Genomic DNA, 23,980 nt, shown 5'->3' with positions numbered 1-23,980 from the left:
AGCGGTCGCGGGGATAGGGCGGTCGAGGCGAACGCTGCGAGGGTTACAGACGCACCGGCACGCCCATCTCGTCGAGGCGCTGCTTGGTCTCTGCGATGGAGTACTCGTCGAAGTGGAAGATCGAGGCCGCGAGCCCGGCGTCGGCACCGGCCTCGGTGAACACCTCGTACATGTCCTCGGGACTGCCACAGCCCGAGGAGGCGATCACCGGCGTGGAGACGGTGTCACAGACGGCTTTCGTCAGCGGGATGTCGTAGCCGTCCTTGGTGCCGTCGGCGTCGATCGAGTTGACGAACAGCTCCCCTGCGCCGCGGTCCTCGGCCTCGGTGGCCCACTCGACCACGTCGAGGCCGGTGCCTTCGCGGCCGCCCTTGACGGTACACTCGAACCAGCAGGACTCGCCGTCGACGTCAGCGTAGTGTTCGCCCTGCTCGTCGAAGCGTCGCCGCGCGTCGACCGAGATGACGATACACTGGCTGCCAAACGCCGCCGCGCCCTCCCCGATCAGCTCCGGTCGCGCGATCGCACCGGAGTTGATCGAGACCTTGTCCGCGCCGGCCCGCAGCGTCTCCTTGATGTCTTCGCGAGTACGGATTCCGCCGCCGACCGTCAGGGGGATGAACACCTCGTCTGCGACCTGCGAGACCGTGTCGAGCATCGTCTCGCGCCCCTCTGCGCTGGCGGTGATGTCGAGAAAGACGAACTCGTCGGCCCCCGACTCGTTGTACTTCTTGGCCATCTCGACGGGGTCGCCGGTGTAGGCCAGGTCCTCGAAGTTGACGCCCGTGTACACCGCGGCGTTGCCGTCCTCGTCGAGGTCCACGTCGATACAGGGGATGATCCGCTTCGTGAGAGTCATTTACTACCTGTCCGTTCGTCGCTCCGGGCTTTGTCGGTTTCGGCTGGCGCAGCCGGGACGAGATTCCGACAGGAATAGGTACCACCGCGGGGAACGACCGGACATGAGCGACGACCACGGGCACGACGAGGACCGTCCCGACTACGACCCAGCACACGTCGAACTGCCATCGCGCGAACCGCCGCTTCGCGAGACCGCACCCCAGAGTGACTTCACGATGGGACAGGTCGCCCGCGGGGGCGCGGTCGCCGCCGTCGGACTCCTCCTGATCTTCGGACTGGCGTTCGTCCTGGTCTGAGACTGTCGCCGTCACTGCTTCTATCGCCGAAACCGAAGAGAGCGTGTGCGCCCGCCGTCGACGAACGAGGGCGTCCAGCGGACAGCCGACGACGGCGTCATACGACTTATTGTAGCGGTTCACCGCTGATCGTCTCCCCCGCGGTGCCGATCGTCGGGAAGCACCAGGAATAAACCGTATCAGGCCAGTTCGTCGGCGATGATCGACCGCAGGCCGGCGATCGTCTCGGCGTCGTAGCGCAGCGACTCGCCGGCAATCGTCAGATCGAGCCGTCCGCTGTCGTCCGCGGAACCCAGCTCGTAGACTGGTGCGACACCGTCGAAGGCCTCGCGTACCGCGCGGGCGTCCGTCGTCTCGATCACGACGCGTCCCGGCTGTTCGCCGAACAGCAACTCGGCTCCAGTGCCCTTGTTCGCAGCGTCGATCTCGACGCTCGCGCCCCCATCCTCGTGGACCATCTCCGCCAGTCCGACGGCGAGGCCGCCGTGGCTCAGGTCGTGGGTCGCGAGCGTCGCCGCGTCGTCGGCTACGTCGGCGAGCGTGTCGACGAATGCGTCGGGGTGGTCCAGCAGCGTCGGGAACCGGTCGCTCCCGCCGAACTGCCCGAGATACTCCGAGCCGCCGAGACGTGGCTCCGCGTCGCCTTCGAGCGCCCGCGCTCCCACGAGCAGGAGGTCACCCTCACCCGACAGCGACAGCGGCGGCGCGTCGTACCCGTCCTTGGTGCCGACCATCGCCAGCGTCGGCGTCGGCGGGATCGGACCGCTGACGGAGTCGTTGTACAGCGAGACGTTGCCGCCGACGACCGGCACGTCGAGCGTCGAGCACATGTCGGCGAGCCCGTCGACGATCCCCTTGAACGCGCCGTACACGTCGGGCTTCTCGGGGTTGCCGCCGTTGAGACAGTCGACCGCCGCCAGCGGCGTCGTCCCCTTGGCGGCGAGGTTGGTGGCGTTCTCCAGCGCGACGGCGCGTGCGCCCTCGTAGGGTGCCGCGTCCGTCCAGTTGGGATCTGCACCGGCCGTGTAGGCCAGCCCGACGCCGCTCTCGTTGTCGTCGCTCGCCTCCGCGCCAGTCTCTCGGATGGCAAGTACTGCCGCGTCGTCGCCGGGCGGAGTCGCCGTCCGGACCTGCACCTCGTGGTCGTACTGGCGGTAGATCCAGCGCTTCGAGGCCGTGTTCGGGCTGGCGACGACTGCCTCGAAGGCTTCTTCCAGGGCGACCTCGGGGAGGTCACGCTCTGGCTGGGTCGGCTCCTCGGCCGGCAGGTCGTTGAACGGCGCGCCCTCGCCGAGGAACTCGGCGTCGCAGTCGACGACCGTCTCGCCCTCGAACGTACAGACGTAGTCGCCCGTGTCGGTGACCTCGCCGATGACGGAGGCACCGAGGTCGAAGCGCTCGGCGATGGCCTTCACGCGGTCGACGTTCTCCGGCGCGACCTCGTAGCACATCCGCTCCTGGCTCTCGGCGAGCAGGTACTCCATGGCGTTCATGTTGGGCTCGCGCTCGTGGACTTCGGTGAGCTCGATCTCCGCGCCCAGCCCGCCCTTCGCGACCAGTTCGGAGCTCGCACCGCCGAGGCCGGCCGCGCCGAGGTCGCGGGCCGACTCGATCAGTCCCTCGTCGATGAGCTGTTCGTTGGCCTCGATCAGCAGCTTCTCGGTGTAGGGGTCGCCGACCTGAACGGCCGGGCGGTCCTCCGTCTCGGCGTCCTCTGCGAGGTCCTCGCTGGCGAAGGAGGCCCCGCCGAGACCGTCCCGTCCGGTGGAGTTGCCCACCAGGACGAGCGTGTTGCCCGGCTGCTGGGCCTCGGCGGTGATCATCCGCTCTTCGTCGACCAGGCCGATACAGGAGACGTTGACCAGCGGGTTGCCCTCGTAGTCCTCGTGGAAGGCCGTGCTCCCGGTGACGGTCGGGACGCCGATACAGTTGCCGTAGTGGCTGATCCCCTCGACGACGCCTTCGAGCAGATAGCGGGAGTGTTCGCGGTCGAAGTCGCCGAAGTACAGCGAGTCAGCCAGCGCGATGGGGTAGGCCCCCATCGACAGCGTGTCCCGGACGATCCCGCCGACGCCCGTGGCCGCGCCGTCGAACGGGTCGACGTAGGAGGGGTGGTTGTGACTCTCGATCCCCATCGTGATGTAGGTGCCGTCGCCCTCGGGCAGTGCCACGACGGCGGCGTCGTCGCCCGGACCGACGACGACGTTCTCGCCCTCGGAGTCGAACGCGCCCAGCAGTGGGCGCGACGATCGGTACGCACAGTGCTCGCTCCAGAGGTTCTCGAAGAGGGCCGCCTCGGCCTGGGTCGGTTCTCGGCCGAGCTCCTCGACCACGAGATCGTGGTCAGCATCGGAGAGGCTCATTACCTCCCCGTGGCTTCCGGCCGGCTAAATCGCTTTCCATGCGCGCCCGACGCGGTCCACTCTGTCCACCCATACCGTCGGCCCCTGCATACTTAGGGGGGTTTTCACCTGGTGGGAATCCCCTTGCTCGGCTATAAGGGAGTACTACCTACGCCAAAGTGTAATGACTGATCGCATCGGAGCCCCCGGAACGAGTATGAGTCGCCGAGAGTTCGTCGCTGCAACGGGCCTGAGCGGTTCGCTGGCACTTGCCGGCTGTCAGGCACCCACGTCGTCCTCGAAGGTCTCGACGACGAGCGAGACGGCGACGGAGACCTCGATGGCGAGTCAGTCCGAGTCGCTGCCGACGACGTCGCCCCCGGAGATCGTCAACGTCGACGAGCAGGGCGGCGAGGTCACGATCTCGACCGTCGCCTCGAAGCACATGGTCCACCCCGAGGAGACGATGGGTGGTCCCGTCGAGTTGCCGAAGGTGTGGGCGTTCCAGGCCGACGACGGCGAGCCCAGCGTCCCCGGTCCGATCCTCCGGACGACCGAAGGTGAGGACATGAAGGTGACGCTCGACAACACCGACGCCAACATGCCTCACACGCTGCACTTCCACGGCGTCCGCAAGACCTGGGAGAACGACGGCGTGCCGACGACGACGGGCATCACGGTCAACCCCGGCGAGAAGCACACCTACGAGATTCCGGCCAACGTCCCCGGGACGCACCTCTATCACTGTCACTACCAGACCCAGCGTCACATCGACATGGGGATGTACGGCATCTTCCGCGTCGACCCGAAGGGGTACGAGGAGGCCGACCAGGAGCTGTTCATGACGCTGAAAGACTGGGACTCGACCCTGAACAAGCAGATGGCCGGCATGGACGCCACCTACAGCCCGCGGGACCGCGACCCCGACGTGTTCACGATCAACGGCAAGAGCGCGCCCCGGACGCTCCACCCAGAAGACGGCTCGCCGGTCATCGTCTCGCAGGGTGACACGGTCCGTATCCACCTCACCAACAACGGGTACATGAGCCACCCGATGCACACGCACAACCACCGCTTCCGCGTGGTCGAGAAGGACGGCTCGGAGGTCCCCGAGGCAGCGCAGTACGAACAGGACATCATCAACGTCGCTCCCGCGGAGCGAAAGACAATCGAGTTCGACGCCGACGCCGACCCCGGCATCTACCTCATGCACTGCCACAAGGTCAGCCACGCGATGAACGGCAACACCTACCCCGGCGGGATGGTCGGCGGGATCGTCTACAAGGAGGCGATGGACTCGGACATCTTCGGCGAGCTGATGGACTACGCCGGCTACGAAGGCTAACCGCCGGCAACGACGGGCATCACGCGGATCGCAGTCTACGTTCGGGCACGCGGCGTCGCTGTCGGTCTGCCCTCTCCAGCCTTTGACACTGTCGACGGGCACACTTTCGCATTCTGAAGCTGTGGTGGATGGATTATACTGCTAGCACCGGAACCACCGGGTATGGATTGGTCTCACTCGCACTCGGACGCCGACTCGAACCCACAGACGTCGACTCGACGCCGCGTTCTCGCCACGGTCACTGTCGGCGCGGCGACGGCGCTCGCGGGCTGTACGATCTCGGGGCAATCGGAACGGGACACGACGGACGTGGAGTACAGCGTCGCCGACGTCGACGCGGTGGCCGTCGACGGCGACGACGGCGAGACGACCGTCGAGCCGTGGGACGGCGACGAAGTCCAGATTCAGGCGACGAAGTACGCCATCGGCGGGACGGAGCTGAGCGACGTCCAGGTCACCAGAAACGTCGACGACGGCCAGCTCTCGGTTGGCGTGAAAGACACGACGGGGGTCGCGATCGGGACCGTCGGGGGCGGACTCGAATCGCTCACGGTCAAGGTGCCGTCCGGCGTCCGGGTCACCGAACTCACCGTCGACGACGGTGACGCGACGATCGGCGACGTGGCCGGGGACCTCACGCTCTCGGTCGACGACGGCAGCGCCGAGGTCGGTCCGCTCGACGGGGGCGTCCAGATCGACGGCGACGACGGCGAGATCGAGATCGGCGCAGTCGACAGCGTCGCGGGGACGGTCGACGACGGCGAGATCTCGGTGACCGAAGCGACCACGATCGGCGACGTCGAGGCCGACGACGGGATCATCGACCTCGCCGTCGAGAACGTCGACGGCCCGGCGACCGTCAGGGCCGACGACGGTGACGTGACGCTCCGACTGTCGCCGTCGCTGGATCTCTCGGTCACCGCCCGCAGCGACGACGGGACAGTCACGGTCTCGGACGGTGTCCTCGACGAGGTCGAGACCAGCGAGGACGAGACGCGCGGACGGGTCGGCGAGGGTGGCGACACGCTGACGGTCGCAGTCGACGACGGATCGATCACGCTCCAATCGCTGTAGTGCGCCGCCCACGAAAAGCCGTCTCAGACCACGTAGGACTGCAGTTCACCGCGAGACTGTACGTCGACGAACCGGTAGCGTCGCCCGTCGTCGAGGTCGCCAGCGAAGTCCGGTCCGTCGACGCCGTCCAGCTCGTAGACCTCGTCGGCCCCGCGACAGTCGTGGGCCAGGATCGACTGCTCGACGGGTTCGGGCAGGCTCTCGCCGGGCGGGACCTCGACGACGAACAGCCGGTCGGTGAAGCTCTTTGCCGTCCAGGCGTCCTGGACGCCGTCGCGGTCGGCGATCTCCTCGGCCAGCGCGCGCAGCTGTGTGGCCCGGTCGCTCATACACGACGGACGCAGCGTGAGAACGAGTGCTCGGTGCCGAAGGTGTTCGCCCGTCTCATACGGATTATTGTAGCCGTTTTCCCGGTCGACCGCACCACGGTGTGCGGTCAATCCGGTAAAGATCTACAATAATCCGTATCAGTCGTCGCTGCTCGCTCGCTCTTCCTCGCCACCGTCGGACCGCAGCTCCGGCGAGGCTCCGCTCACTTCGTTCTCGGAGCCGCCGTCGGTCAGCGCGGGCAGTCGCTCGGACGCGAACCACTCGAACTCGCGGGCTCGCATGCCGTCGCGGTCGAGGTCCCACGGGTCGCTACTGGTCACTCGCGGCCCCTCCATCCAGGAGGTGACGACGTTCCACAGGAAGAGGAGCTGGCCGACGACGAGCAGGACGACGCCAAGCGTCGCGATCTGGTGGAGCAGCGTGAACAGGTCGATCGGACCGACGGCCACGTCGTAGGTCGCGTACCGCCGGGGCATCCCGGCGTAGCCAAGCAGGATCATCGGGAAGAAGGTGATGTTGGTCCCGATCATCGTGAGCCAGAAGTGGGCTTTGGCCAGCGTGCGCTGGTACCAGCGGCCGGTGTAGATGGGGAACCAGTAGTAGATCCCGGCGAACACCGCGAAGGCGATCCCGCCCATGATGACGTAGTGGAAGTGGGCGACGACCTGGTAGGTGTCGTGCAACAGGAGGTCGACGGGGATCGCCGCCTCGAAGACGCCGGTCATCCCGCCGATGACGAAGTTGGCGATGAAGCCGACACAGAAGAGGAACGGTGCGGTCAGCCGCAGGCGGCCGTTCCACATCGTCGCCATCCAGTTGAACGTCTTGACCGCGCTGGGGATCGCGATCGAGATCGTGATCGCCATGAACGCGCCCCGAAGCCGCGGGTCCATCCCGGTCGCGAACATGTGGTGTGCCCAGACGCCAAAGGAGAGGACCCCGAGCGCCAGCGTGGAGTAGACGACGAACTTGAAGCCGAACAGCTTCCGACCGCAGAACTTCGGGAGGATGTAGCTGATCAGTCCCATCGGCGGGAGCACGAGGATGTACACCTCCGGGTGGCCGAAGAACCAGAACAGGTGCTGCCACAGCAGCGTCCCGCCGCCGTCGCCGATCGCGAAGAAGGTCGTCCCCATGTTGCGATCGAGCAGCAGCATCACGAGGGCGCTCCCCAGCAGGGGGAACGCAAAGAGGATCTGGCCGGACTGGACCAGGACGGTCCAGCTGAAGATGTCGAGGTTGGCCCAGTCGATGTCCTCGCCCTGTTCCGTGAAGATGGTCGCGATGAAGTTGATCGCACCCATCGTCGCGGAGACGCCGGTCAGATGCAGCCCCAGAATCATCAGGTCGATCGCGGGACTGGGCTGGTCCAGCGACAGCGGCGTGTACATCGTCCAGGCCGTCTGTGCGGGTGCGATGCCGGGGATGAAGAAACCGGCCCAGATCAGGACCGCCCCGAAGGGCAACAGCCAGAACGCGATCGCGTTGATCCGCGGGAACGCCATGTCGTCGGCCCCGATCAGGATCGGGACGAAGTAGTTCGAGAACGCCGCCAGGATCGGCGTCCCGAACAGGAACAGCATCGTGATCCCGTGGCTGGTCAGTAGCGCGTTGTACATCGCCGGTTCGAGGAAGTTCGAGGTCGGGGTGACCAGCTCGAACCGCATCAACACGACCGCCACGCCGCCCCAGGCGAAGGCCAGCACGGCGAAGGTCCCGTAGAGCAGTCCGATATCTTTGTGGTCGACCGTCGTGAGCCAGCGGGTCAGTCCACCGGGCTTCTCGCCGTGGTGGACCGTCTCGTCGGCCGTCCCGCCGCCGCCGACGGCCGGCGTGTACGAGCGCCAGTTCTCTAGCCTCGTTACGACCGCGGCCGCACCGGCCACCAGTGCGACCATCACCGTTGTCAGGACGAGCTGCGTTGCTGCCATTGCAGGCCGGTTTCGCCGCTCTCCACATCGGCGTTACTCCGAACACGTTCGTGCGGGCATTGATGGTCGTTCCCACGACTCACCCTCGCGCCACCTAGAACGGGGTGTCGAACCCGCCTTCGTCGGCCACGTCGTCGCCAGCCGTGGCGTCGCCCGCGTCGATATCGGAGGGGATCTCGCCGGTCTCTCGGAACACCGATTCGAGCTCTCGCAGCTTCGCGTTGATGGTCTCACTCTGGTGGTGCATCGGGTCGACCCGGACCCGCACGAGGTCGTACTCGTGGGACTCGCGACAGCCGTTCCAGGCCCGGAACGCGCCGACGGTCAGCGTATCGCTCTGTGGACAGAACTCGGTCGTCGGCGTGAACTCGGCCCGGAGGACGCGCTCGCCGTCGGTCTCGGTCTCGCGGGCGTACCGGAACCCCGACTCGGGATGTCGCCGGTCGAGGTTCAGCCGCGCGAGGTTGTAGCCGAAGGTCATGTCGATGACGCCCCGCCGCTCGAAGAGCGTCCGCGTCGCCCGGTGGAAGGCGGCGTGTTCGCGGCCGGTCAACACCGCGCCGTCGAGGAACGGTCCCGGGTCCGGGAGGTGTTCGGGGGCGAACTCGTCGTAGTCGTCGTACTCGGGGCCCTCGCCGTCGCGAGCGAATCCGGAGAGGAGGCTCATACGTCAGCGTTGGACCGCCAGCCCGCTGTGGTTGCTGGCGAACACGTTCGGGCAAACCCAGACCGCCGTCCCGGCCGACGCTTCGATTGTGACCGCAACGTCGATCGACGCCGAACGACGCTACGACGACGCACAGTTCTCCGCACAGACGATCCACGAGACCGAGCACCAGAAGGTCGTCCTGGGATACTTCGAGCCGGGACAGTTCATCCCCGTCCACGCGCCCGACAGCGACGTGGCGATCACGGTCGTGTCGGGTTCGGGCGTGATCCGCGACGGCGAGACCGACCACGCGGTCGAGCCGGGGAGCGTCGTCGTCGTGCCCGCAGGAACGGAACGCGGGGTGAAAGCCGACGACGACGAGCGACTGGCGGCGACGCTCGTCACCGCGCCACCGCCGACCGACGCCGAACACGAGCCGGTGCGTCGGGGCCTCCAGACGGGACAGTTCGATCCGGACTGACACCGCCGCCTCGGACCGAACACGTTCGGCCAAAGTCCTTCCCGCTCGTGGCCACTACCGTCGACCGATGCCAGCCGAAACACTCGATCTGCGCGAGGTACCGCCGCCACAGCGCCACCCCATGATCCACGAGGCGTTCCAGACCCTCGACAGCGGCGAGGCCCTGGAGATCGTCAACGACCACGAGCCAAAGCCGCTGTTCTACGAGTTCCAGGCCGAGGTCGAGGCCTTCGACGCGGAGGGGTACTCCTGTGAGGAACGGGACGACGGCAACTACGTCGCACGGCTCCCGAAAGCATGAGCGACACCGAACTGGTCTCGCTGGACGACCTCGACGACGACGGCCGGGCGACGCTGTTCGAGCACGAACCCCACACGGTCCGACTCAGCCTCGCGGCCGACGAGGGCGTCCCGGCCCACCAGCATCCAGACCGCCAGATCGTCTTTCACCAGCTCTCGGGGGAGCTGGACCTCCACCTCGGCGACGAAGTGGTGTCGCTGACGGCCGGCGACGTGGTCCGGTTCGACGGCGATCAGGACATCTCCCCCCAGGCCCGGACCGACAGCGAGGCGCTGCTGGTCCTCGCGTCTGCGACCTGACCTCTCGGTTCGATCGTCCCCGGCCTCACTCCCCGTTCTCGCCGCGAACGCACTCACCGACTGCCAGAGAACAGCTCCAGAGCGGCCGCCAGCGTCTCCTCGTCGCCGTCGCTCGCGGCCCGTTCGAGTTGGGCTTCCGGGACCGCCAGGAGCCGCTCGACGAGGCGGTCGCCGAGTCGCTCGACGGCGTCGCGCTCGCGTTCCGACAGCTCCAGTTCCGACAGCGCTCGCTCGACCTGACGGTCGCGGACGGACTCGCCGCGCTCTCTGATCCGTTCGATCGCCACGTTCTCTGCCGACCGCGTGGCGTCGCTCGCTCGCTCTCCCTCCGCTTTGCGTGTCCCGCTCTCTGGCCCGGTCACACAGTCGGTCATGCCTTCCAGATCGTCGTCACGGTCACGTCATCGCCCTCGACAGTGTCGTAGGCGAAGCCGCGGTCGTCGAGTTTCGGGTACAGGAACTCCGGCGCGCGATCGTTGAACTGGACGACGACCTCGTCGTCGTCGATCTCCGCCAGGGTTTCGAGGGTGTTTTGCAGTGGCTTCGGCGGGCCCAGCGAACGCACGTCGAGTTCGCGGGTCGGTGCGTCGTCGGGTGCGTCGGTCGTCTGCAGGGCCTCGGTCGCGTCCATACACGAACGGACGGCCGCCCCCGGAGCAACCGTTGTCCCGAACGTGTTCGGCCACACCGACAGCACGCTGGCGGACGAACGGACGGGTATGAGCGTCATTCCGGCCGCCGTCGACGAGTCGAGCGGTCCGCCGACTGCGATCCCGCTCGCGCACTTCCTCGTGGCACTGGCGTACCTGGTCGCGGGAGTGGCGACTGCCGCGGTGACGACCGGCTGGGCGGGGCAGGTCGCTCACGTCCACCTGTTCGTCGCGGGCTGGATCTGTCTGACCATCCTCGGGGCGATGACGCAGTTCGTCCCGGTCTGGTCGGGCGTCTCGCTGCACTCCAGACGGCTTGCGATCCTCCAGTTGCCCCTCGCGGGGCTCGGATTCGCCGGCCTCGCGGCTGGCTTTCTCACGGGCGCGCTCGGACTGCTCCCGATCGCTGGCGTGCTCGCGGTCGGCGGTGTCTGGCTCTTCGCCTACAACCTCGCCCGGACGCTCGCCGGGGCCCGTCCCTTCGACGCGACGGAGTCACACTTCGCCGTCGCCGTCGGCTGGTTCGTCGTCGTGACCACGCTGGGGATGGTGCTGGCGATCGACTTCGCCGCGAGCGCGTTACCCGTCGCGGGCCTCACCCACGCGACCGTCCGCTCGGCCCACGCGACGGCGGCGATCTTCGGTGCCGTGCTCACGACGGTGCTCGGGGCGCTCTATCAGCTGGCGACGATGTTCACCCAGACCGAGCTCGGCCCCGTCGAGCGCCGTTTCCAGCGGGTCGAAACGCTCGCGTACCCGGTCGGCGTGGCGGCGCTCGTCGTGGGGCGGCTGTTCGGCGTCGCTCCGATCGCCCGCGCTGGCGGGGTGGTCGTCGCCCTCTCCGTGCTCGGCATCGCCGTCGTCGTCGCCAACAGGCTCCGCCAGACTCGCGTCGAGTGGACGCCGATGCTCACCCGCTACGGACTCGCGGCCGCGGGGCTGGGCGTGTGGGCGGTCCCGGCGCTGGTCGGCTGGTCGCGGAACGCACTCGGGCCGGCCGTCACCTTCGGCGGCCCGGCGACGGGGTCGCTGTTACTGGCCGGTGGTCTGGCCTTCGTCGTCCTCGGAACGCTGTACCACATCGTCCCGTTCCTCGTGTGGGTCGACCGCTACAGCGATCAGGTCGGCCTCGAACCGGTGCCGATGGTCGACGATCTCTACCTCGACCGGCTGGCGGTCGTCGACGGCGTCGCCTACACCGCCGGGATCGCGCTGGTCGTCCTCGGCTCGGTCGCGCCGACGCTGCTCCCGTCGCCCGCGATCACTGCGGGCTGGGGACTGGCGGCCCTGGGCGCACTCGCCTTCGCGGCGAACCTGCTGCTGGTCGTCGTCGAACACGGCGACTACTCCGTCGGGACCCTCGTCAGTGCGTAAGTAAGGTCGCGTCCGCCAGCGGTGTCGTCAATCGACGTACAGCGAGTAGAGGATGATGGCGAAGGCGACCGTCGTCAGCAGACTCTGGACGAAGACACTGACCACGAGCCAGTCCTGAAAGCCACTGCCGGGGAGCCACGAGAGGCGGGCCAGGATCCTGGGGACGAAGATGTCGATGACGCCCCCTATCAACGCCCCGAATGTCATTATCCCGAACCCCCACGAGAGGGCCTGTAACTCTCTGGCGCTCGTTCGCTGGTAGGCCCGGTAGGAGTAGTACGTAATCAGCCCACCGAGGATGAGTGTGAGCGTCTTCGTCGCGACGATACCGACCTGTGAACTGGGGACATGTGGGCTCATGTTTCTTTTCTGACCTCCGACCAGAGGTTTTCGAGGCGTTCGTCCGGCGTCCGAGGCCGGTGAGAGATCTCGACTTCGAACGTCCGGTCGTCGTCCAGCGAGATGACGACGTCTTCGAAGCTGATCGCGTAGCGGCTGGCGTGTTGTCCGTCGGGACGCACCTCGACGCCCTCGTGAAGCAGCGACGCCTCCGTCAGTAGTTCGAGCTTTCGGTAGGTCGTCGACAGTGGCACGCCGCTTTCCTCCGCGATTTCGCTGGCTGTCATCGGCTCTTCCAGGACGCTGACGATCGCCCGACAGTCCTCGTCGTCCAGCGCGTCGAGTACGTCCTCTAGCGCTGGCGATAATTCGTCTTCGAACGGGTCCCGGACCATCCGTGACAGAGTCTCACCTGTCGAGGGGTAAAACAGCACCGACACGGATCGCCGAGTTCGGCCGCCATACTGCGGCTCTTGTCGCTATCGTCGCCGCCCGCGCCGACAGCGAACATGTTCCCCCCGTCGCCCGGTGCTGAGAACCCGACGCGGATTGATGTAGGGAGTCGGCCAATCGCCACCTGTATGCAAGTACAACGTGCGACGATCGCGAAGATCATCGCGGTGGTCTTCGTGTTCAATCTGATCGTCATGGGCGGTGGTGCGTGGCTCGCGTACCAGTCGGCACCGCCGATCCCCGACGAAGTCGTCGGACCCGACGGCGACACGATCGTGACCGGACAGGAGATCAGAGACGGCAAGAAGGCGTTCCAGAAGGACGGGCTGATGAACCACGGCTCGATCCTGGGCAACGGTGCGTACTACGGACAGGACTACACTGCGGACACGCTGGACCTGAAAGTCCAGCACATGCGGGACTACTACGCCCAGGAGCGCCACGGCAGCGCGTACGACGCCCTCGAAAGCGACGAACAGGCCGCCGTCGCCGACGTGGTCGAACGGGACCTCGACGGCGAGTACGGCGGCGGACCGATCGAGTACTCCGCGGCGGAGGCCTACGCTCACGAGCAGGTCCGCCAGGAGTACGTCGAGCGCTACCACGAGGGCGACCACGAACGGGGCGTACCCGTCGACATGATCGACAGCGAGGAGGAAGCCCGCCAGTTCGCGGACTTCGCGCTGTGGACGGCGTGGTTCTCCCACACCGACCGACCGGGCGGCGACCACTCCTACACGAACGACTGGCCCTTCCAGCCCGGTGCCGGTAACGACGCGACGGCGGCCGCGATGACCTGGAGCGTCATCGCGATGGTCCTGCTGGTCGCCGGGGCCGGCTTCGGCGTCTGGCTGTACAAGTCGATCTCGCTCCCCGAGCCGTCCGCGAAGGGTATTTCCGTCCCCGAACCCGGCGACGTGAAGGTGTTCCCCAGCCAGCGGGCCGCCTTGCGCTTCGTGCCCGTCGCCGCCGGACTCTTCCTGGGACAGGTGTTGTTGGGCGGGTTACTGGCGCACTTCTACATCGAACGCGCCGGCTTCTTCGGCATCGAGGAGATCTTCGGCGTCCACATCCTCCAGTTGCTCCCCTTCGCAATCGCCAAGACCTGGCACATCGACCTGGGGATCCTCTGGATCGCCGCGACGTGGCTCGGGGCCGGACTGTTCCTCCCGCCGCTGCTGACGGGCCACGAGCCCGATCGCCAGTCGACGTACGTCAACGGGCTGTTGGCGGCGATCGTCGTGGTCGTCGTCGGCGGTCTCGGTGGGATCTGGCTCGGCTCCAAGGGGTACATCGACGGGAGCCTCTGGTGGATCCTCGGCAACGAGGGCCTGGAGTACCTCGAAGTCGGGAAGCTCTGGCAGTTCGGCATCCTCGCGGGGTTCCTCATCTGGGCCGTCCTCTCGGTGCGCGGTCTGAAGCCGCTGCTGGACAGAGAACCCAGCTACGGGCTCGCACACATGATCCTCTATGCCGGCGGCTCGATCGCCCTCCTCTTTACCGCGGGCTTCCTCTTTACCCCGGACACCAACATCGCCGTCACGGAGTTCTGGCGCTGGTGGGTCGTCCACATGTGGGTCGAAGGGGCCTTCGAGTTCTTCATCGTCGCCATCATCGGGCTGACGCTGGTGTCGATGAACCTCCTGAAGCGCCGCAGCGCCGAGAAGGCGGTCATGCTCCAGGCGCTGCTGGTGATGTCGACCGGCGTCATCGGCGTCTCGCATCACTACTGGTGGATCGGGATGCCCGACATCTGGGTGCCCATCGGGAGCGTCTTCTCGACGCTGGAGCTGATCCCGCTGGTGTTCATCCTCTACGAGGCGCTGGGCCAGTACCGCGCCATGACCGGGGCCGGCGAGAGCTTCCCCTACCGGCTCCCGTTCATGTTCATCATCGCCAGCGGCGTCTGGAACTTCGTCGGTGCCGGGGTGCTTGGCTTCTTCATCAACCTCCCGTTGATCAACTACTACGAGCACGGCACCTACCTCACCGTGGGCCACGCCCACGCCGCGATGTTCGGGGCCTTCGGATTCCTCGCGCTGGGGATGGTCACGTACATGCTCCAGATCGCCATCGAGCCCGACCGCTGGGACGGCACCTGGCTGCGCTATGCCTTCTGGTGCTGGAACGTCGGGCTGGCGCTGATGGTGTTCGTCTCCGTGCTGCCGGTGGGCTTCCTCCAGTTGGAGGCGATCTTCACCGGGAGCTACGCGGCGGGTCGGAGCCTGGCGTTCTACAATCAGCCGCTGATTCAGGACCTCTTCTGGGCGCGTCTGCCCGGTGACACCCTGATGATCCTGGGGACGGTCATCTACGCGGCCGACATCGTCCGCAAGCGGTTCGTCCTCCGAAAGACCGCGGCGGACCCGGACATCGACGACGTCGCCGTCGCGAAAGGCGTCCTCGACGACGACTAACCGCGCGTTACCGCCGCTCTTTCGCGTGTTACTGCCGGCAGGCATCTCGACGGGTTCTCCTCGGTATGGTCTCTCTGACGAGAGGATAGGCAAGGGTTAAGCGGATCGAAAGCATACGGTTGCTACTCCTTCGATGACCACCGACGACCTCGGGGCCGTTCCCGAGTCGCCCGCCGCACTGCTTGCCGACCCTCGCATTCGCTCCGATCACTTCCGGCTCCTCGAAGACCCGGACGGAGCCGTCCTCCTGATCGGCGTCGTCCACGACCACCCTGCCAGCGTCTACCGGGTCGACAGCGCGATCCGGGCGCTCGACCCCGACACGGTCGCGGTCGAACTCCCGCCACTGGCACTGCCGCTGTTCGAAGCGGGCGGCGAGGGAGAGATGAGCGCCGCACTCGCCGCGACCGACGCCGACAGTGTTGCGATCGACGCCCACGGCCCCCGGTTCTTGGCGGCGCTGGCCGACGAGATCCGCGACCGCTCGCCAGGCTGTCAGACGATCGGTCGAATCGCCTCCAACGCGCTCACGGTCGGCCGGCAGGCACTGTCCTGTCGCCTCGCGAGCGTCTTCGGTCGCGATCGGTTCTCGACGCCACTGGCCGACGGGGGGATCGATCTCGACATCGAGCGGCCGACCGATTCCGCGGCCGTGGCCGCACACGAACGCCGACACCTCTCGCGGAGCTTCTCTGTCCTGCGGGCGTTCGAGCGCCCGGCGGCCGACGAGATCGTCGACGCCGCTCGCGAGCGCACGATGGCGCGGGCGCTGGCCGGAACCGACGGGACCGCGGTCGCCGTCGTCGGCTTCGAGCACCTCGACGGAGTCGCCACGGAGCTACGGGAACGCGGGGCGACGGCGCTGTCGGTCGACGCCGGGAGCCTGCGCGAGTACGCGGAAAAATAGCGGTCCGGAACACGACCGAGGTCGGTACGGGGCTTACTGGTGATTCGTGGTCGAGTCCGGACGGTCGGCACTCTCAGGGGTTGCGTTCGAGATGTACCTCGTCGTCCGATATCTGGGCGACCGACGAGTGCGAGAGCTCGTACACGTCTTCGCCCTCTGTCGTCCAGCCCAGTTTGGTGCGGACGCTCTGGTCCAGCGAGGACGACGGCGTGACGTGTGCGTTGCTCCCCTCGATGTTCTCGATCGTTCCGATCATATCGCCGTCGGCTGTCAGTACGTTCTTTCCTCTGTCTTCGGCCATGAAGTCTCGTGGCATGGTGAACTGCCGTCCCGGGATCGCCGGGCGGCAGACGAGATGTGAGACCAGTCGGCATTAAGTATACGTCCGTTATATTCTCGCGACCGAATCTGGATGTCCGTTCGCTTTCGTTACCACTCCGTCTGACCGCTCTCCGCCGGGCTACCGTTCGTAGGGTCGGCTTTTCGCCGCTGTCTCCCCGAACCGGTACGTCCCGTTCCCAGCCGATGGGAACGCGCTCCCCCGGTTTTGTGGGTCAGGACGTAACCGTCGGGTATGCCAGACGATCCCCTCTCTGTCACCGTCGACGAACCGCGCGAGGCCGTCACCCGCGAGTGGGAGCTGTTCGTCCGCGAGTCGTCCGAGGACACCCTGACGCACGCGGGCAGCGTCAGCGCACCGTCGGCCGACATCGCCCGCGAACAGGCTCGACAGCTGTTCGAGTGGACCGCCGGGGCGCTGTGGCTCTGTCCGGCCGACGAGGTCGAACGCGTCCAGACCGAGGCCGCGTCGCCGGTCGCCGCCACGGAGGTCGACGAGGCGTGATCTCCGTCAGCAAACTCCTCTGTGACCTCGACGCAGAGGGCGACGGCCTGCGCTACGACGCGGCCGAGGAGTCTCGCAAGGAACAGATCCGCGACCGCAAACAGCGCCGTCCGGTCGTCGTCTGGAACGTCACCAAGCAGTGCAACCTCTACTGTGACCACTGCTACGCCGCCGCCGACACCGAGGTCGCGGACGGCGAGCTGTCGACGGCCGAAGGGAAGGCGATGCTCGACGGACTGGCCGACTACGGCGTGCCGGTGGTCCTCTTCTCGGGCGGCGAGCCTCTGGTCAGAGACGACCTCGAAGAACTGATCGCCTACGCCGACGAGCGCGGCGTCCGCCCGGTCCTCTCGACCAACGGGACCCTCATCACCGAGGAGCGCGCCCGGTCGCTGCGCGACGCCGGGCTGAAGTACGCCGGGGTCTCCGTCGACGGCCTCCCCGAGCGCAACGACGCCTTCCGCGGGAAAGAGGGCGCGTTCGACGCCGCCGTCCGGGGAATCCAGAACTCCCTGGACGCCGGGCTGAAGACCGGCCTGCGGTACACGATCACCGAACGCAACGCGCCGGACCTCACGGGCGTCGTCGACCTGCTCAGCGACAAGGGGCTCGATCGGTTCTGCTTCTATCACCTCGACTACGGCGGTCGGGGGACGGAGATCCTCGACGCCGACCTGACGCCCGACCAGCGCCGCGACGCCGTCGAGACGGTCTGTGACATGACCCGGTCGTACCACGAGCGCGGCGAGGAGATCGAGACGCTGCTGGTCGGCAACTACGCCGACGCCGCCTACATCGTCGAGTACGCGCGCGACCACTACGGCGAGGCGAAGGCCCGCACCGTCTACGAGTACCTCCGGACCAACGGCGGCGATCCCACGGGCGAACGGGTCGCCGACGTGGACTACCAGGGCAACGTCCACCTCACGCAGTTCTGGCAGAACTACTCGCTTGGCAACGTCCGTGACCGTCCCTTCGGCGCAATCTGGGAGGACGAGTCGAATCCCCTGCTCTCGGCGCTGCGGGACCGCGAGTCCCGCCTGACCGGGAAGTGCGCCGACTGCGCGTACAAGGCGGTCTGTCGCGGCGGCTCCCGCCTGCGCGCGCTGACCGTCGAGGACGACCTCTTCGCGCCCGACCCGCAGTGTTACCTCACCGACGAGGAGATCCAGACGCCACCGCCGTCGCGGCCCGACACGGGGACGGCGGACTGACAGCGAGAGGCCGTCGCGCGACGACGCGCCGCTGGCCGCGACCGAGGCGCTTTTGCCGACCGCTACAGTACGTTCGCCCGTGCTAACGGTCGAGCTCCACTCCCACTCTGCGCTGTCCTACGACGGCCGCGATCCGGTCGAGCTCCTGCTCGAACAGGCCGAGGCGGTCGGCCTGGACGCGCTGGCCGTCACCGACCACGACGAGATCGACGCGAGCCTCGAAGCCGCCCGGCTCGCGCCCGAGTACGGACTGATCGGCATTCCGGGGGCGGAGATCTCCAGCCAGGCCGGCCACGTCCTGGGGCTGGGCATCGAGGAGCTCGTCCCGGCCGGGCTCTCCTTCTCCGAGACGCTCGACCGCATCCACGAGCAGGGCGGGGTCGCTGTCGTCCCCCATCCCTTCCAGGAGTCTCGCAGCGGCGTCCTGGACGAGATCTCGAAAGACGAGCTGACGGCGGCCGACGCCATCGAGGTGTACAACTCCCGGCTGTTGACCGGGCGCTCGAACCGCCAGGCCCACCAGTTCGCCAGTCGCCGCGGGCTGCCGATGACCGCCGGCAGCGACGCCCACATCAGCGAGATGGTCGGGCAGGCGGTGACACACGTCGACACCGACGAGCGAAGCGTCGCGGCGATTCTCGACGCCATCCGGGAAGGACAGACGACGGTCGAGGGCAAGCGCACCCCCTGGCACATCAGCTTCCGCCAGGCCGCTGGCGGGGCCAAGCGCCGGGTGAAGAACCGCTTCTCGCAGCTGATCGAATGATCCGGGGTGCCGACGCGTCGCTCGTCCGGCGAGCGATCCGGGACCGCGATCCACTGCCGGGAACACGGGGGTTCGCCGGACGAGTGTCCGTCGAGGGCCGGCCCACGCTCGTCAGGGACGTGCTCGGCCGGGTCCCGCTGTTCGTCGAGCGCGGGGCCGCCGATCCGACCGCCGACGGCGCGTGGGCGTTCGATCCGACGGCGCTCGACGACCCGGTGTCGGTGCCAGCGGGCCACTGTCTACCGGCCGACGTGGACGACGCTCGCTGGACGCTCCCCGAGGGCGACCGGAGCGACGACGACACCGCGGTCGCTGCCGTCCGGCGGGCGATCCGGACCGCGACTGACGCCGTCGACGCGGCGTCGACCGCCGTCGCCTTCTCTGGCGGCGTCGACTCCGCGCTCCTGGCCGCGCGCCTCGACGCCCCGCTGTACGTCGCCGGCTTCGAGGGGAGCCACGACATCGAAGCCGCGCGCTCGGCCGCGGCGGCCCTCGACCGCGAGCTGACCGTCGTCGAGTTCACGCACGACGATCTGGTGAGCGCGGTCCCTCGGATCGCCCGCGCGACGGGACGGACGAACGCCATGGACGTACAGATCGCGCTCCCCCTCTTTCTGACCGCTGGGCGCGTCGCCGCCGACGGCTACGACCGCCTCGTCGTCGGACAGGGTGCCGACGAACTGTTCGGTGGCTACGCGAAGGTGGCAAACGCCCCCGACGATCACCGGATCGAGGCCGACACGGTCCGTGGCGCTCAGCGAGAGGTGATCGCCACGCTGCCCGAGCAACTGGAACGGGACGTGTTGGCCCTCGAAGCGGCGGGCGTCGAACCGGTCGCACCGCTGCTCGCAGACCGCGTCGTCGCGACGGCGCTCGGTCTCGCTGGCGAGCAGCTGGTCCGGGGCGAGGACGAGCGCAAGTGGGCGCTGCGACGGGCCGCCAGCGAGTGGCTCCCCGAGGAGATCGCGCGGCGAGACAAGAAGGCGGTCCAGTACGGCACGTACGCCGCCCGCGAACTCGACCGACTGGCTCGCCAGGACGGGTTCAAGCGCCGGATGGACGATCACGTCACCAGGTACGTCGAGTCGCTACTGTAACGCGACGCCCAGCAGCGTCGCGGTGTTCGCGACGACCGTCGCGACCGTGACGAGGGCAAAGAGCCCGAGGAAGATCGCCGCGTTCCGGTCCGAGAGCAGCGCCCAGCCGGCGACGAGCCACACCATCGCCGCGAACTTCACGAGCCACAGGCCCGGCAGTCCGAGCAGTCCGATCGCGGCCTCGACGACCGCGTTTCCCTCCTGCAAGCCACGGGACAGCCCCACCATCGTCGTCAGGATGTCGAGCGTGGTCGCGACGAGGACGACCGCCCAGAGGACGGCGTGAGTCCGCGTCATCCGGCGTTCGACACCCAACAGTGCTGCCAACACGTCTAGTCGTGTATACGGCGCTGGTCGCAAAAGTGCGATGCCGACCGATCTGTGAGACGCCACGGCAAGGTCGGGGCTGTCGACAGCGCCAGTTTCGTCAGGCGTCGTCGAGGTCGGCGTAGGTCCGAACCAGTCCACACTCGGGACAGAGTCGCCCCTCGACGGAGTGGTTCTCCGTCATCCCCAGCGAGCCCAGCAGCCCCTCGCGGCGCTCGTCGGTGTTGATCTGGAGTTTGAATCCCTCGCCAGTTCGGAGCTCGACCGGTTCCATCGTCACGCCACAGTCCGGACAGCGTCGGTCCATAGCGGCGCTTGTGCGACCGCGCCGTTAGGCGTTGTGCTCGCCTCCGACCGCTTCGATCGCTCGCTGGCCGATCTCGGCCACGTCGGCGGGCAGGTCGTCGCGGTTTCGCAACGCGGCCGCAGTGAGCCACTCCCAGTCTTCGGCGGGCTGTTCGCCGGGTTCGGGATCGATCTCGCGGTGGGGCGCTTCGCCGTAGAAGATGAAGTCGACGTGCTGGTGGCCGACGCCCTCGTCGGTGACGTTGATGTCTTCGAGCAGGAAGTGCTGGGGTTCCGGGATCGAACGGGCCGTCTCGCTCTCCAGATCGCCCTCGGGCGCGAGCAGGGCCACGTCGAAGCCCAGTTCCTCGCTGGTCTCACGCAGCGCCGCCTCGTGGGGGAGTTCGTCGCGGTCGATGTGGCCGCCGGGCGGGAGCCACATGTCGAGCTTGTCGTGTTCGTGCAGTGCGACGGCACCGTTCTCGACGACGTAGACGGTCGCGACGAAGTGGCGCGTAGTCTCCATACAGCCACAGAAGAGAGAGGAGACCGTCGGCGTTTCGCTCTACACTTGCTGGATCTCTTCTTCGGCTTCCAGCAGCTCGTGGTAGCGGTTGCGGATCGTCACCTCGGAGATGTTCGCGACTTCGCTGACCTCGCTTTGGGTGACCTTCTCGTTGGTCAGCAGCGAGGCGGCGTACACGCCGGCCGCCGCGAGACCGACCGGGGACTTGCCGGAGTGGACGCCCTGCTCTTTGGCGTTCTGGAGGAGCTGGCGGGCACGGCGCTCGACCTCGTCGGACAGTTCCAGATCGGAGGCGAAGCGGGGCACGTAGCTCTCGGGGTCGGCGGGCTGGATCTCCAGGCCGAGTTCGCGGACGACGTAGCGATAGGTCCGGGCGATCTCGTCTTTCTCGACGCGAGAGACGGCGCTGATCTCGTCGAGCGAGCGCGGCGTGCCGGCCTGACGGGCGGCGGCGTACAGCGACGAGGTGGCGACGCCCTCGATGGAGCGGCCGGGCAGGAGATCCTCGTCGAGTGCGCGGCGATAGATGACACTGGCGGTCTCGCGGACGTTTTCGGGCAGGCCCAGCGCCGAGGCCATGCGGTCGATCTCGCCCAGCGCCTGTTTGAGGTTGCGTTCCTTCGAGTCGCGGGTGCGGAACCGCTCGTTCCAGGTGCGCAGGCGCTGCATCTTCTCGCGCTGGCGCGAGGACAGGGAGTTACCGTATGCGTCCTTGTCCTGCCAGCCGATGTTGGTCGACAGCCCCTTGTCGTGCATCATGTTGGTCGTCGGTGCGCCCACGCGGGACTTCTCGTCTTTCTCGCTGGCGTCGAACGCGCGCCACTCGGGACCGGGGTCGATCTCGTCTTCCTCGACGACCAGTCCACACTCTTCACAGACGGTCTCGCCGCGTTCGCTGTCGGCGACCAGATCGCCCCCACACTCTGGACAGACGTGCTCTGACTCGTCTTCGGTCTCCTCTGTGTGCTCGTTCTCGTCCGTAAATCGTCGGATAGTGGTATCGGTCATTGGTTGGGGTGACAGCCGGGTCAGGTACCCGAGAAACCTTCTAGCGATTACACTGTTGTTGTTGCGTCGACTTAAAAGTTTTGGCTATCAGGGAATTCAGATTTTCCGAATCACAAAACAAGCTTTGCTGGTGCGATATCGGTTTCGTGCCGGACGGTCGTCGAACTGCGTTTCGGGCGGCCGTTCCCAGGGTATCGAAACCCTTACCGCCGGGCCACCGCTCCGGGAATGTATGAGCGAATCCGTCGTCGATCCAGACGAGGTCCGTCACGTCGCGGATCTCGCCCGTGTCGACCTCGACGACGACGAGGTCGAACGGTTCACCGAACAGTTCGCGGACATCCTCTCTTACTTCGAGACGCTGGACGAGGTTCCCGAAGTCGAGCGGGAGGCCGAACTGACCAACGTCATGCGTCCGGACGAGAGCCACGAGGGGCTCAGCCAGGCCGAGGCGCTCGAAAACGCGCCGGACAGCGAGGCCGGCCACTTCAAGGGGCCGAAGGTGTCGTAAGATGGCGACGGAGTACAACGCCTACATCAGCGACGAGACGATCGAGGGCGCGGACGAGGGGCCGCTGGCCGGGAAGACCGTCGCGGTCAAAGACAACATCTCGACGAAAGGCGTCCAGACTACCTGTGGCTCGTCGATGCTCGCGGGGTACGTCCCGCCCTACGACGCGACGGTCGTCGAACGACTCACGGCGGCCGGCGCGACCGTTCCCGGCAAGACCAACATGGACGAGTTCGGGATGGGGACGACGACCGAGACCTCGGCCTACGGACCGGTCGAGAACCCCGCCGCTCCGGGCCACGTCCCCGGTGGCTCCTCGGGTGGCTCCGCCGCCGTCGTCGCTGGGGGCGACGCCGACATGGCTCTGGGGACCGACACCGGCGGTTCGATCCGCTGTCCCGCCGCGTTCTGTGGCGTCGTCGGCATCAAGCCCACCTACGGGCTGGTCTCCCGGTACGGGCTCGTCGCCTACGCCAACAGCCTCGAACAGATCGGCCCGATCGCGCCGACCGTCGAGGAGGCCGCGGAACTGCTCGAAGTGATCGCCGGCCCGGACGAACACGACGCGACGACCCGAGACCACGAGGGCGCGACCGAGGGGCTCGCCGACGCCGCCGACGGCGACGTCGACGGACTCTCGATCGGCGTGCCGACGGAACTCGTCGAAGGCGCGGACGAGGCGGTCGTCGAGACGTTCTGGGACGCGATCGACGAACTCGAAGCACAGGGCGCGAGCTACCACGAGGTCGCCCTCCCGAGCGTCGAACACGCTGTCGAGGCCTACTACGTGATCGCGATGTCGGAAGCCTCCTCGAATCTCGCGCGCTTCGACGGCGTCCGCTACGGGGTCTCCGCGAGCGAAGGCTACGAGGGCAACTGGAACGAGAGCTTCGCCAACGCCCGCGAGGAGGGCTTCGGCGAGGAAGTCAAGCGCCGAGTCCTGCTCGGGACGTACGCGCTCTCGGCGGGCTACCACGACAAGTACTACAAGAAGGCCCAAGACGCCCGCGCGTGGGTCAAGCAGGACTTCGACGAGGCCCTCTCGGAGGCCGACGTGCTGGCCTCGCCGACGATGCCGATCCCGCCCATGGAGATGGGCGAGAGCCTCGACGATCCACTGACGATGTATCTGGCCGACGCCAACACGACGCCGGTCAACCTGGCGAATCTCCCGGCGATCTCCGTGCCTGCCGGCGAGACCGACGACGGACTCCCAGTCGGGCTGCAACTGGTCGGTCCCGCGTTCGGCGAGAAACAGCTGATCCGAGCCGGTAGCGCGCTGGCGTAGGCCGCCACTCGAACGCGGTTCTACGAAGCACGAACGACCGTGCCCGTTCTCTCATCCACACCGAT

The 23,980-nt window shown here is 67.3% G+C and carries 29 protein-coding genes; 15 read left to right on the top strand and 14 right to left on the bottom strand.

Annotated elements, in window-relative coordinates:
- Nucleotides 1-43: 43 nt before the first annotated feature.
- Complete coding sequence (gene hisF, locus IL252_RS11715; RefSeq protein ID WP_208628152.1) at nt 44-859, bottom strand: imidazole glycerol phosphate synthase subunit HisF; 816 nt, start codon at nt 857-859, stop codon at nt 44-46.
- A gap of 103 nt (nt 860-962) precedes the next feature.
- Between hisF and IL252_RS11710 the strand changes: the two genes are divergently transcribed.
- Nucleotides 963-1,157: a hypothetical protein gene (locus tag IL252_RS11710; protein ID WP_153553109.1), complete on the top strand. Its 195-nt coding sequence runs from the start codon at nt 963-965 to the stop codon at nt 1,155-1,157.
- A 179-nt stretch (nt 1,158-1,336) separates the two neighbouring features.
- Here the strand turns inward: IL252_RS11710 and purL are convergent, their stop codons facing one another.
- Nucleotides 1,337-3,520: a phosphoribosylformylglycinamidine synthase subunit PurL gene (purL, locus tag IL252_RS11705; RefSeq protein WP_208628151.1), complete on the bottom strand. Its 2,184-nt coding sequence runs from the start codon at nt 3,518-3,520 to the stop codon at nt 1,337-1,339.
- A gap of 163 nt (nt 3,521-3,683) precedes the next feature.
- On the opposite strand from purL, the gene IL252_RS11700 reads away from it, so the two are divergent.
- Both IL252_RS11700 and IL252_RS11695 read left to right on the top strand, forming a co-directional pair.
- Nucleotides 3,684-4,844 (top strand): multicopper oxidase domain-containing protein, encoded by a 1,161-nt coding sequence (locus IL252_RS11700; protein ID WP_170093987.1) that lies wholly within the window; start codon nt 3,684-3,686, stop codon nt 4,842-4,844.
- Nucleotides 4,845-5,006: 162 nt separating this feature from the next.
- On the top strand, nt 5,007-5,918 hold the full coding sequence (locus IL252_RS11695) for a DUF4097 family beta strand repeat-containing protein (protein WP_208628150.1): 912 nt from the start codon (nt 5,007-5,009) through the stop codon (nt 5,916-5,918).
- A gap of 23 nt (nt 5,919-5,941) precedes the next feature.
- On the opposite strand, the gene IL252_RS11690 is transcribed toward IL252_RS11695, so the two are convergent.
- From IL252_RS11690 to IL252_RS11680, 3 genes are all read right to left on the bottom strand, one after another.
- A complete protein-coding gene (locus IL252_RS11690; RefSeq protein WP_208628149.1) occupies nt 5,942-6,247 on the bottom strand; it encodes a hypothetical protein in 306 nt (101 codons plus the stop codon).
- A 138-nt stretch (nt 6,248-6,385) separates the two neighbouring features.
- On the bottom strand, nt 6,386-8,179 hold the full coding sequence (locus IL252_RS11685; RefSeq protein ID WP_208628148.1) for a cbb3-type cytochrome c oxidase subunit I: 1,794 nt from the start codon (nt 8,177-8,179) through the stop codon (nt 6,386-6,388).
- A 94-nt stretch (nt 8,180-8,273) separates the two neighbouring features.
- Complete coding sequence (locus IL252_RS11680; protein WP_208628147.1) at nt 8,274-8,846, bottom strand: hypothetical protein; 573 nt, start codon at nt 8,844-8,846, stop codon at nt 8,274-8,276.
- Between the two features lie 88 nt (nt 8,847-8,934).
- Here IL252_RS11680 and IL252_RS11675 point away from each other — a divergent pair, with 88 nt between their 5' ends.
- The 3 genes from IL252_RS11675 (at nt 8,935) to IL252_RS11665 (ending at nt 9,909) form a co-directional block, all read left to right on the top strand.
- Nucleotides 8,935-9,309 (top strand): cupin domain-containing protein, encoded by a 375-nt coding sequence (locus tag IL252_RS11675; RefSeq protein WP_208628146.1) that lies wholly within the window; start codon nt 8,935-8,937, stop codon nt 9,307-9,309.
- A gap of 67 nt (nt 9,310-9,376) precedes the next feature.
- Nucleotides 9,377-9,610 (top strand): DUF2249 domain-containing protein, encoded by a 234-nt coding sequence (locus IL252_RS11670; RefSeq protein ID WP_015762928.1) that lies wholly within the window; start codon nt 9,377-9,379, stop codon nt 9,608-9,610.
- Nucleotides 9,607-9,909, top strand: coding sequence for a cupin domain-containing protein (locus IL252_RS11665; protein ID WP_208628145.1), 303 nt, complete (start codon nt 9,607-9,609; stop codon nt 9,907-9,909). The genes IL252_RS11670 and IL252_RS11665 overlap by 4 nt, the downstream gene beginning before the upstream one ends.
- Nucleotides 9,910-9,962: 53 nt before the next feature.
- Here the strand turns inward: IL252_RS11665 and IL252_RS11660 are convergent, their stop codons facing one another.
- Both IL252_RS11660 and IL252_RS11655 read right to left on the bottom strand, forming a co-directional pair.
- Nucleotides 9,963-10,283, bottom strand: coding sequence for a hypothetical protein (locus tag IL252_RS11660; RefSeq protein WP_208628144.1), 321 nt, complete (start codon nt 10,281-10,283; stop codon nt 9,963-9,965).
- On the bottom strand, nt 10,280-10,540 hold the full coding sequence (locus tag IL252_RS11655; RefSeq protein WP_015762931.1) for a DUF2249 domain-containing protein: 261 nt from the start codon (nt 10,538-10,540) through the stop codon (nt 10,280-10,282). Before IL252_RS11655 ends, IL252_RS11660 begins: the two co-directional genes overlap by 4 nt.
- An 88-nt stretch (nt 10,541-10,628) precedes the next feature.
- Here IL252_RS11655 and IL252_RS11650 point away from each other — a divergent pair, with 88 nt between their 5' ends.
- Nucleotides 10,629-11,933 (top strand): hypothetical protein, encoded by a 1,305-nt coding sequence (locus tag IL252_RS11650; protein WP_208628143.1) that lies wholly within the window; start codon nt 10,629-10,631, stop codon nt 11,931-11,933.
- Nucleotides 11,934-11,960: 27 nt separating this feature from the next.
- Here IL252_RS11650 and IL252_RS11645 read toward each other — a convergent pair whose 3' ends face one another.
- Nucleotides 11,961-12,293 carry a hypothetical protein gene (locus IL252_RS11645; protein WP_015762933.1) on the bottom strand — a complete coding sequence of 111 codons (333 nt, stop codon included), beginning with the start codon at nt 12,291-12,293 and terminating at the stop codon, nt 11,961-11,963.
- A complete protein-coding gene (locus IL252_RS11640; RefSeq protein WP_018258763.1) occupies nt 12,290-12,667 on the bottom strand; it encodes a helix-turn-helix domain-containing protein in 378 nt (125 codons plus the stop codon). The genes IL252_RS11645 and IL252_RS11640 overlap by 4 nt, the downstream gene beginning before the upstream one ends.
- A gap of 186 nt (nt 12,668-12,853) precedes the next feature.
- On the opposite strand from IL252_RS11640, the gene IL252_RS11635 reads away from it, so the two are divergent.
- Together IL252_RS11635 and IL252_RS11630 are read left to right on the top strand one after the other, a co-directional pair.
- Nucleotides 12,854-15,142, top strand: coding sequence for a nitric-oxide reductase large subunit (locus IL252_RS11635; protein WP_208628142.1), 2,289 nt, complete (start codon nt 12,854-12,856; stop codon nt 15,140-15,142).
- A 133-nt stretch (nt 15,143-15,275) separates the two neighbouring features.
- A complete protein-coding gene (locus IL252_RS11630) occupies nt 15,276-16,049 on the top strand; it encodes a hypothetical protein (RefSeq protein ID WP_208628141.1) in 774 nt (257 codons plus the stop codon).
- A gap of 73 nt (nt 16,050-16,122) precedes the next feature.
- Here the strand turns inward: IL252_RS11630 and IL252_RS11625 are convergent, their stop codons facing one another.
- Nucleotides 16,123-16,365, bottom strand: coding sequence for a DUF2171 domain-containing protein (locus IL252_RS11625; protein WP_153553122.1), 243 nt, complete (start codon nt 16,363-16,365; stop codon nt 16,123-16,125).
- 258 nt (nt 16,366-16,623) lie between these two features.
- On the opposite strand from IL252_RS11625, the gene IL252_RS11620 reads away from it, so the two are divergent.
- The 4 genes from IL252_RS11620 (at nt 16,624) to IL252_RS11605 (ending at nt 19,970) form a co-directional block, all read left to right on the top strand.
- A complete protein-coding gene (locus IL252_RS11620; RefSeq protein ID WP_170093999.1) occupies nt 16,624-16,893 on the top strand; it encodes an Htur_1727 family rSAM-partnered candidate RiPP in 270 nt (89 codons plus the stop codon).
- Nucleotides 16,890-18,107: a TIGR04347 family pseudo-SAM/SPASM protein gene (locus IL252_RS11615; protein ID WP_170094000.1), complete on the top strand. Its 1,218-nt coding sequence runs from the start codon at nt 16,890-16,892 to the stop codon at nt 18,105-18,107. Before IL252_RS11620 ends, IL252_RS11615 begins: the two co-directional genes overlap by 4 nt.
- 79 nt (nt 18,108-18,186) lie before the next feature.
- On the top strand, nt 18,187-18,873 hold the full coding sequence (locus IL252_RS11610; RefSeq protein ID WP_153553125.1) for a PHP domain-containing protein: 687 nt from the start codon (nt 18,187-18,189) through the stop codon (nt 18,871-18,873).
- The gene (locus tag IL252_RS11605) at nt 18,873-19,970 is read left to right on the top strand and encodes an asparagine synthase C-terminal domain-containing protein (RefSeq protein ID WP_369334729.1); all 1,098 of its coding nucleotides are present in this window, start codon (nt 18,873-18,875) and stop codon (nt 19,968-19,970) included. The genes IL252_RS11610 and IL252_RS11605 overlap by 1 nt, the downstream gene beginning before the upstream one ends.
- Here the strand turns inward: IL252_RS11605 and IL252_RS11600 are convergent.
- From IL252_RS11600 to IL252_RS11585, 4 genes are all read right to left on the bottom strand, one after another.
- Nucleotides 19,962-20,267: a DUF5658 family protein gene (locus IL252_RS11600; protein ID WP_153553127.1), complete on the bottom strand. Its 306-nt coding sequence runs from the start codon at nt 20,265-20,267 to the stop codon at nt 19,962-19,964. The two genes, IL252_RS11605 and IL252_RS11600, sit on opposite strands and share 9 nt — an antisense overlap.
- Nucleotides 20,268-20,397: 130 nt before the next feature.
- Nucleotides 20,398-20,604: a hypothetical protein gene (locus IL252_RS11595; protein WP_153553128.1), complete on the bottom strand. Its 207-nt coding sequence runs from the start codon at nt 20,602-20,604 to the stop codon at nt 20,398-20,400.
- Between the two features lie 24 nt (nt 20,605-20,628).
- A complete protein-coding gene (locus IL252_RS11590) occupies nt 20,629-21,108 on the bottom strand; it encodes an NUDIX hydrolase (RefSeq protein WP_208628139.1) in 480 nt (159 codons plus the stop codon).
- Between the two features lie 39 nt (nt 21,109-21,147).
- A complete protein-coding gene (locus IL252_RS11585) occupies nt 21,148-22,116 on the bottom strand; it encodes a transcription initiation factor IIB family protein (protein WP_208628138.1) in 969 nt (322 codons plus the stop codon).
- Between the two features lie 232 nt (nt 22,117-22,348).
- On the opposite strand from IL252_RS11585, the gene gatC reads away from it, so the two are divergent.
- Nucleotides 22,349-22,627, top strand: a complete 279-nt coding sequence (gene gatC, locus IL252_RS11580) for an Asp-tRNA(Asn)/Glu-tRNA(Gln) amidotransferase subunit GatC (protein ID WP_208628137.1) — start codon at nt 22,349-22,351, stop codon at nt 22,625-22,627.
- 1 nt (nt 22,628) lies between these two features.
- On the top strand, nt 22,629-23,915 hold the full coding sequence (gatA, locus tag IL252_RS11575; protein ID WP_208628136.1) for an Asp-tRNA(Asn)/Glu-tRNA(Gln) amidotransferase subunit GatA: 1,287 nt from the start codon (nt 22,629-22,631) through the stop codon (nt 23,913-23,915).
- Nucleotides 23,916-23,980 lie beyond the last annotated feature (65 nt).

The sequence above is a fragment of the Halomicrobium sp. IBSBa genome (assembly GCF_017612575.1).
Lineage (GTDB): Archaea > Halobacteriota > Halobacteria > Halobacteriales > Haloarculaceae > Halomicrobium.
This window is presented reverse-complemented; position numbering and strand designations above follow the sequence as displayed.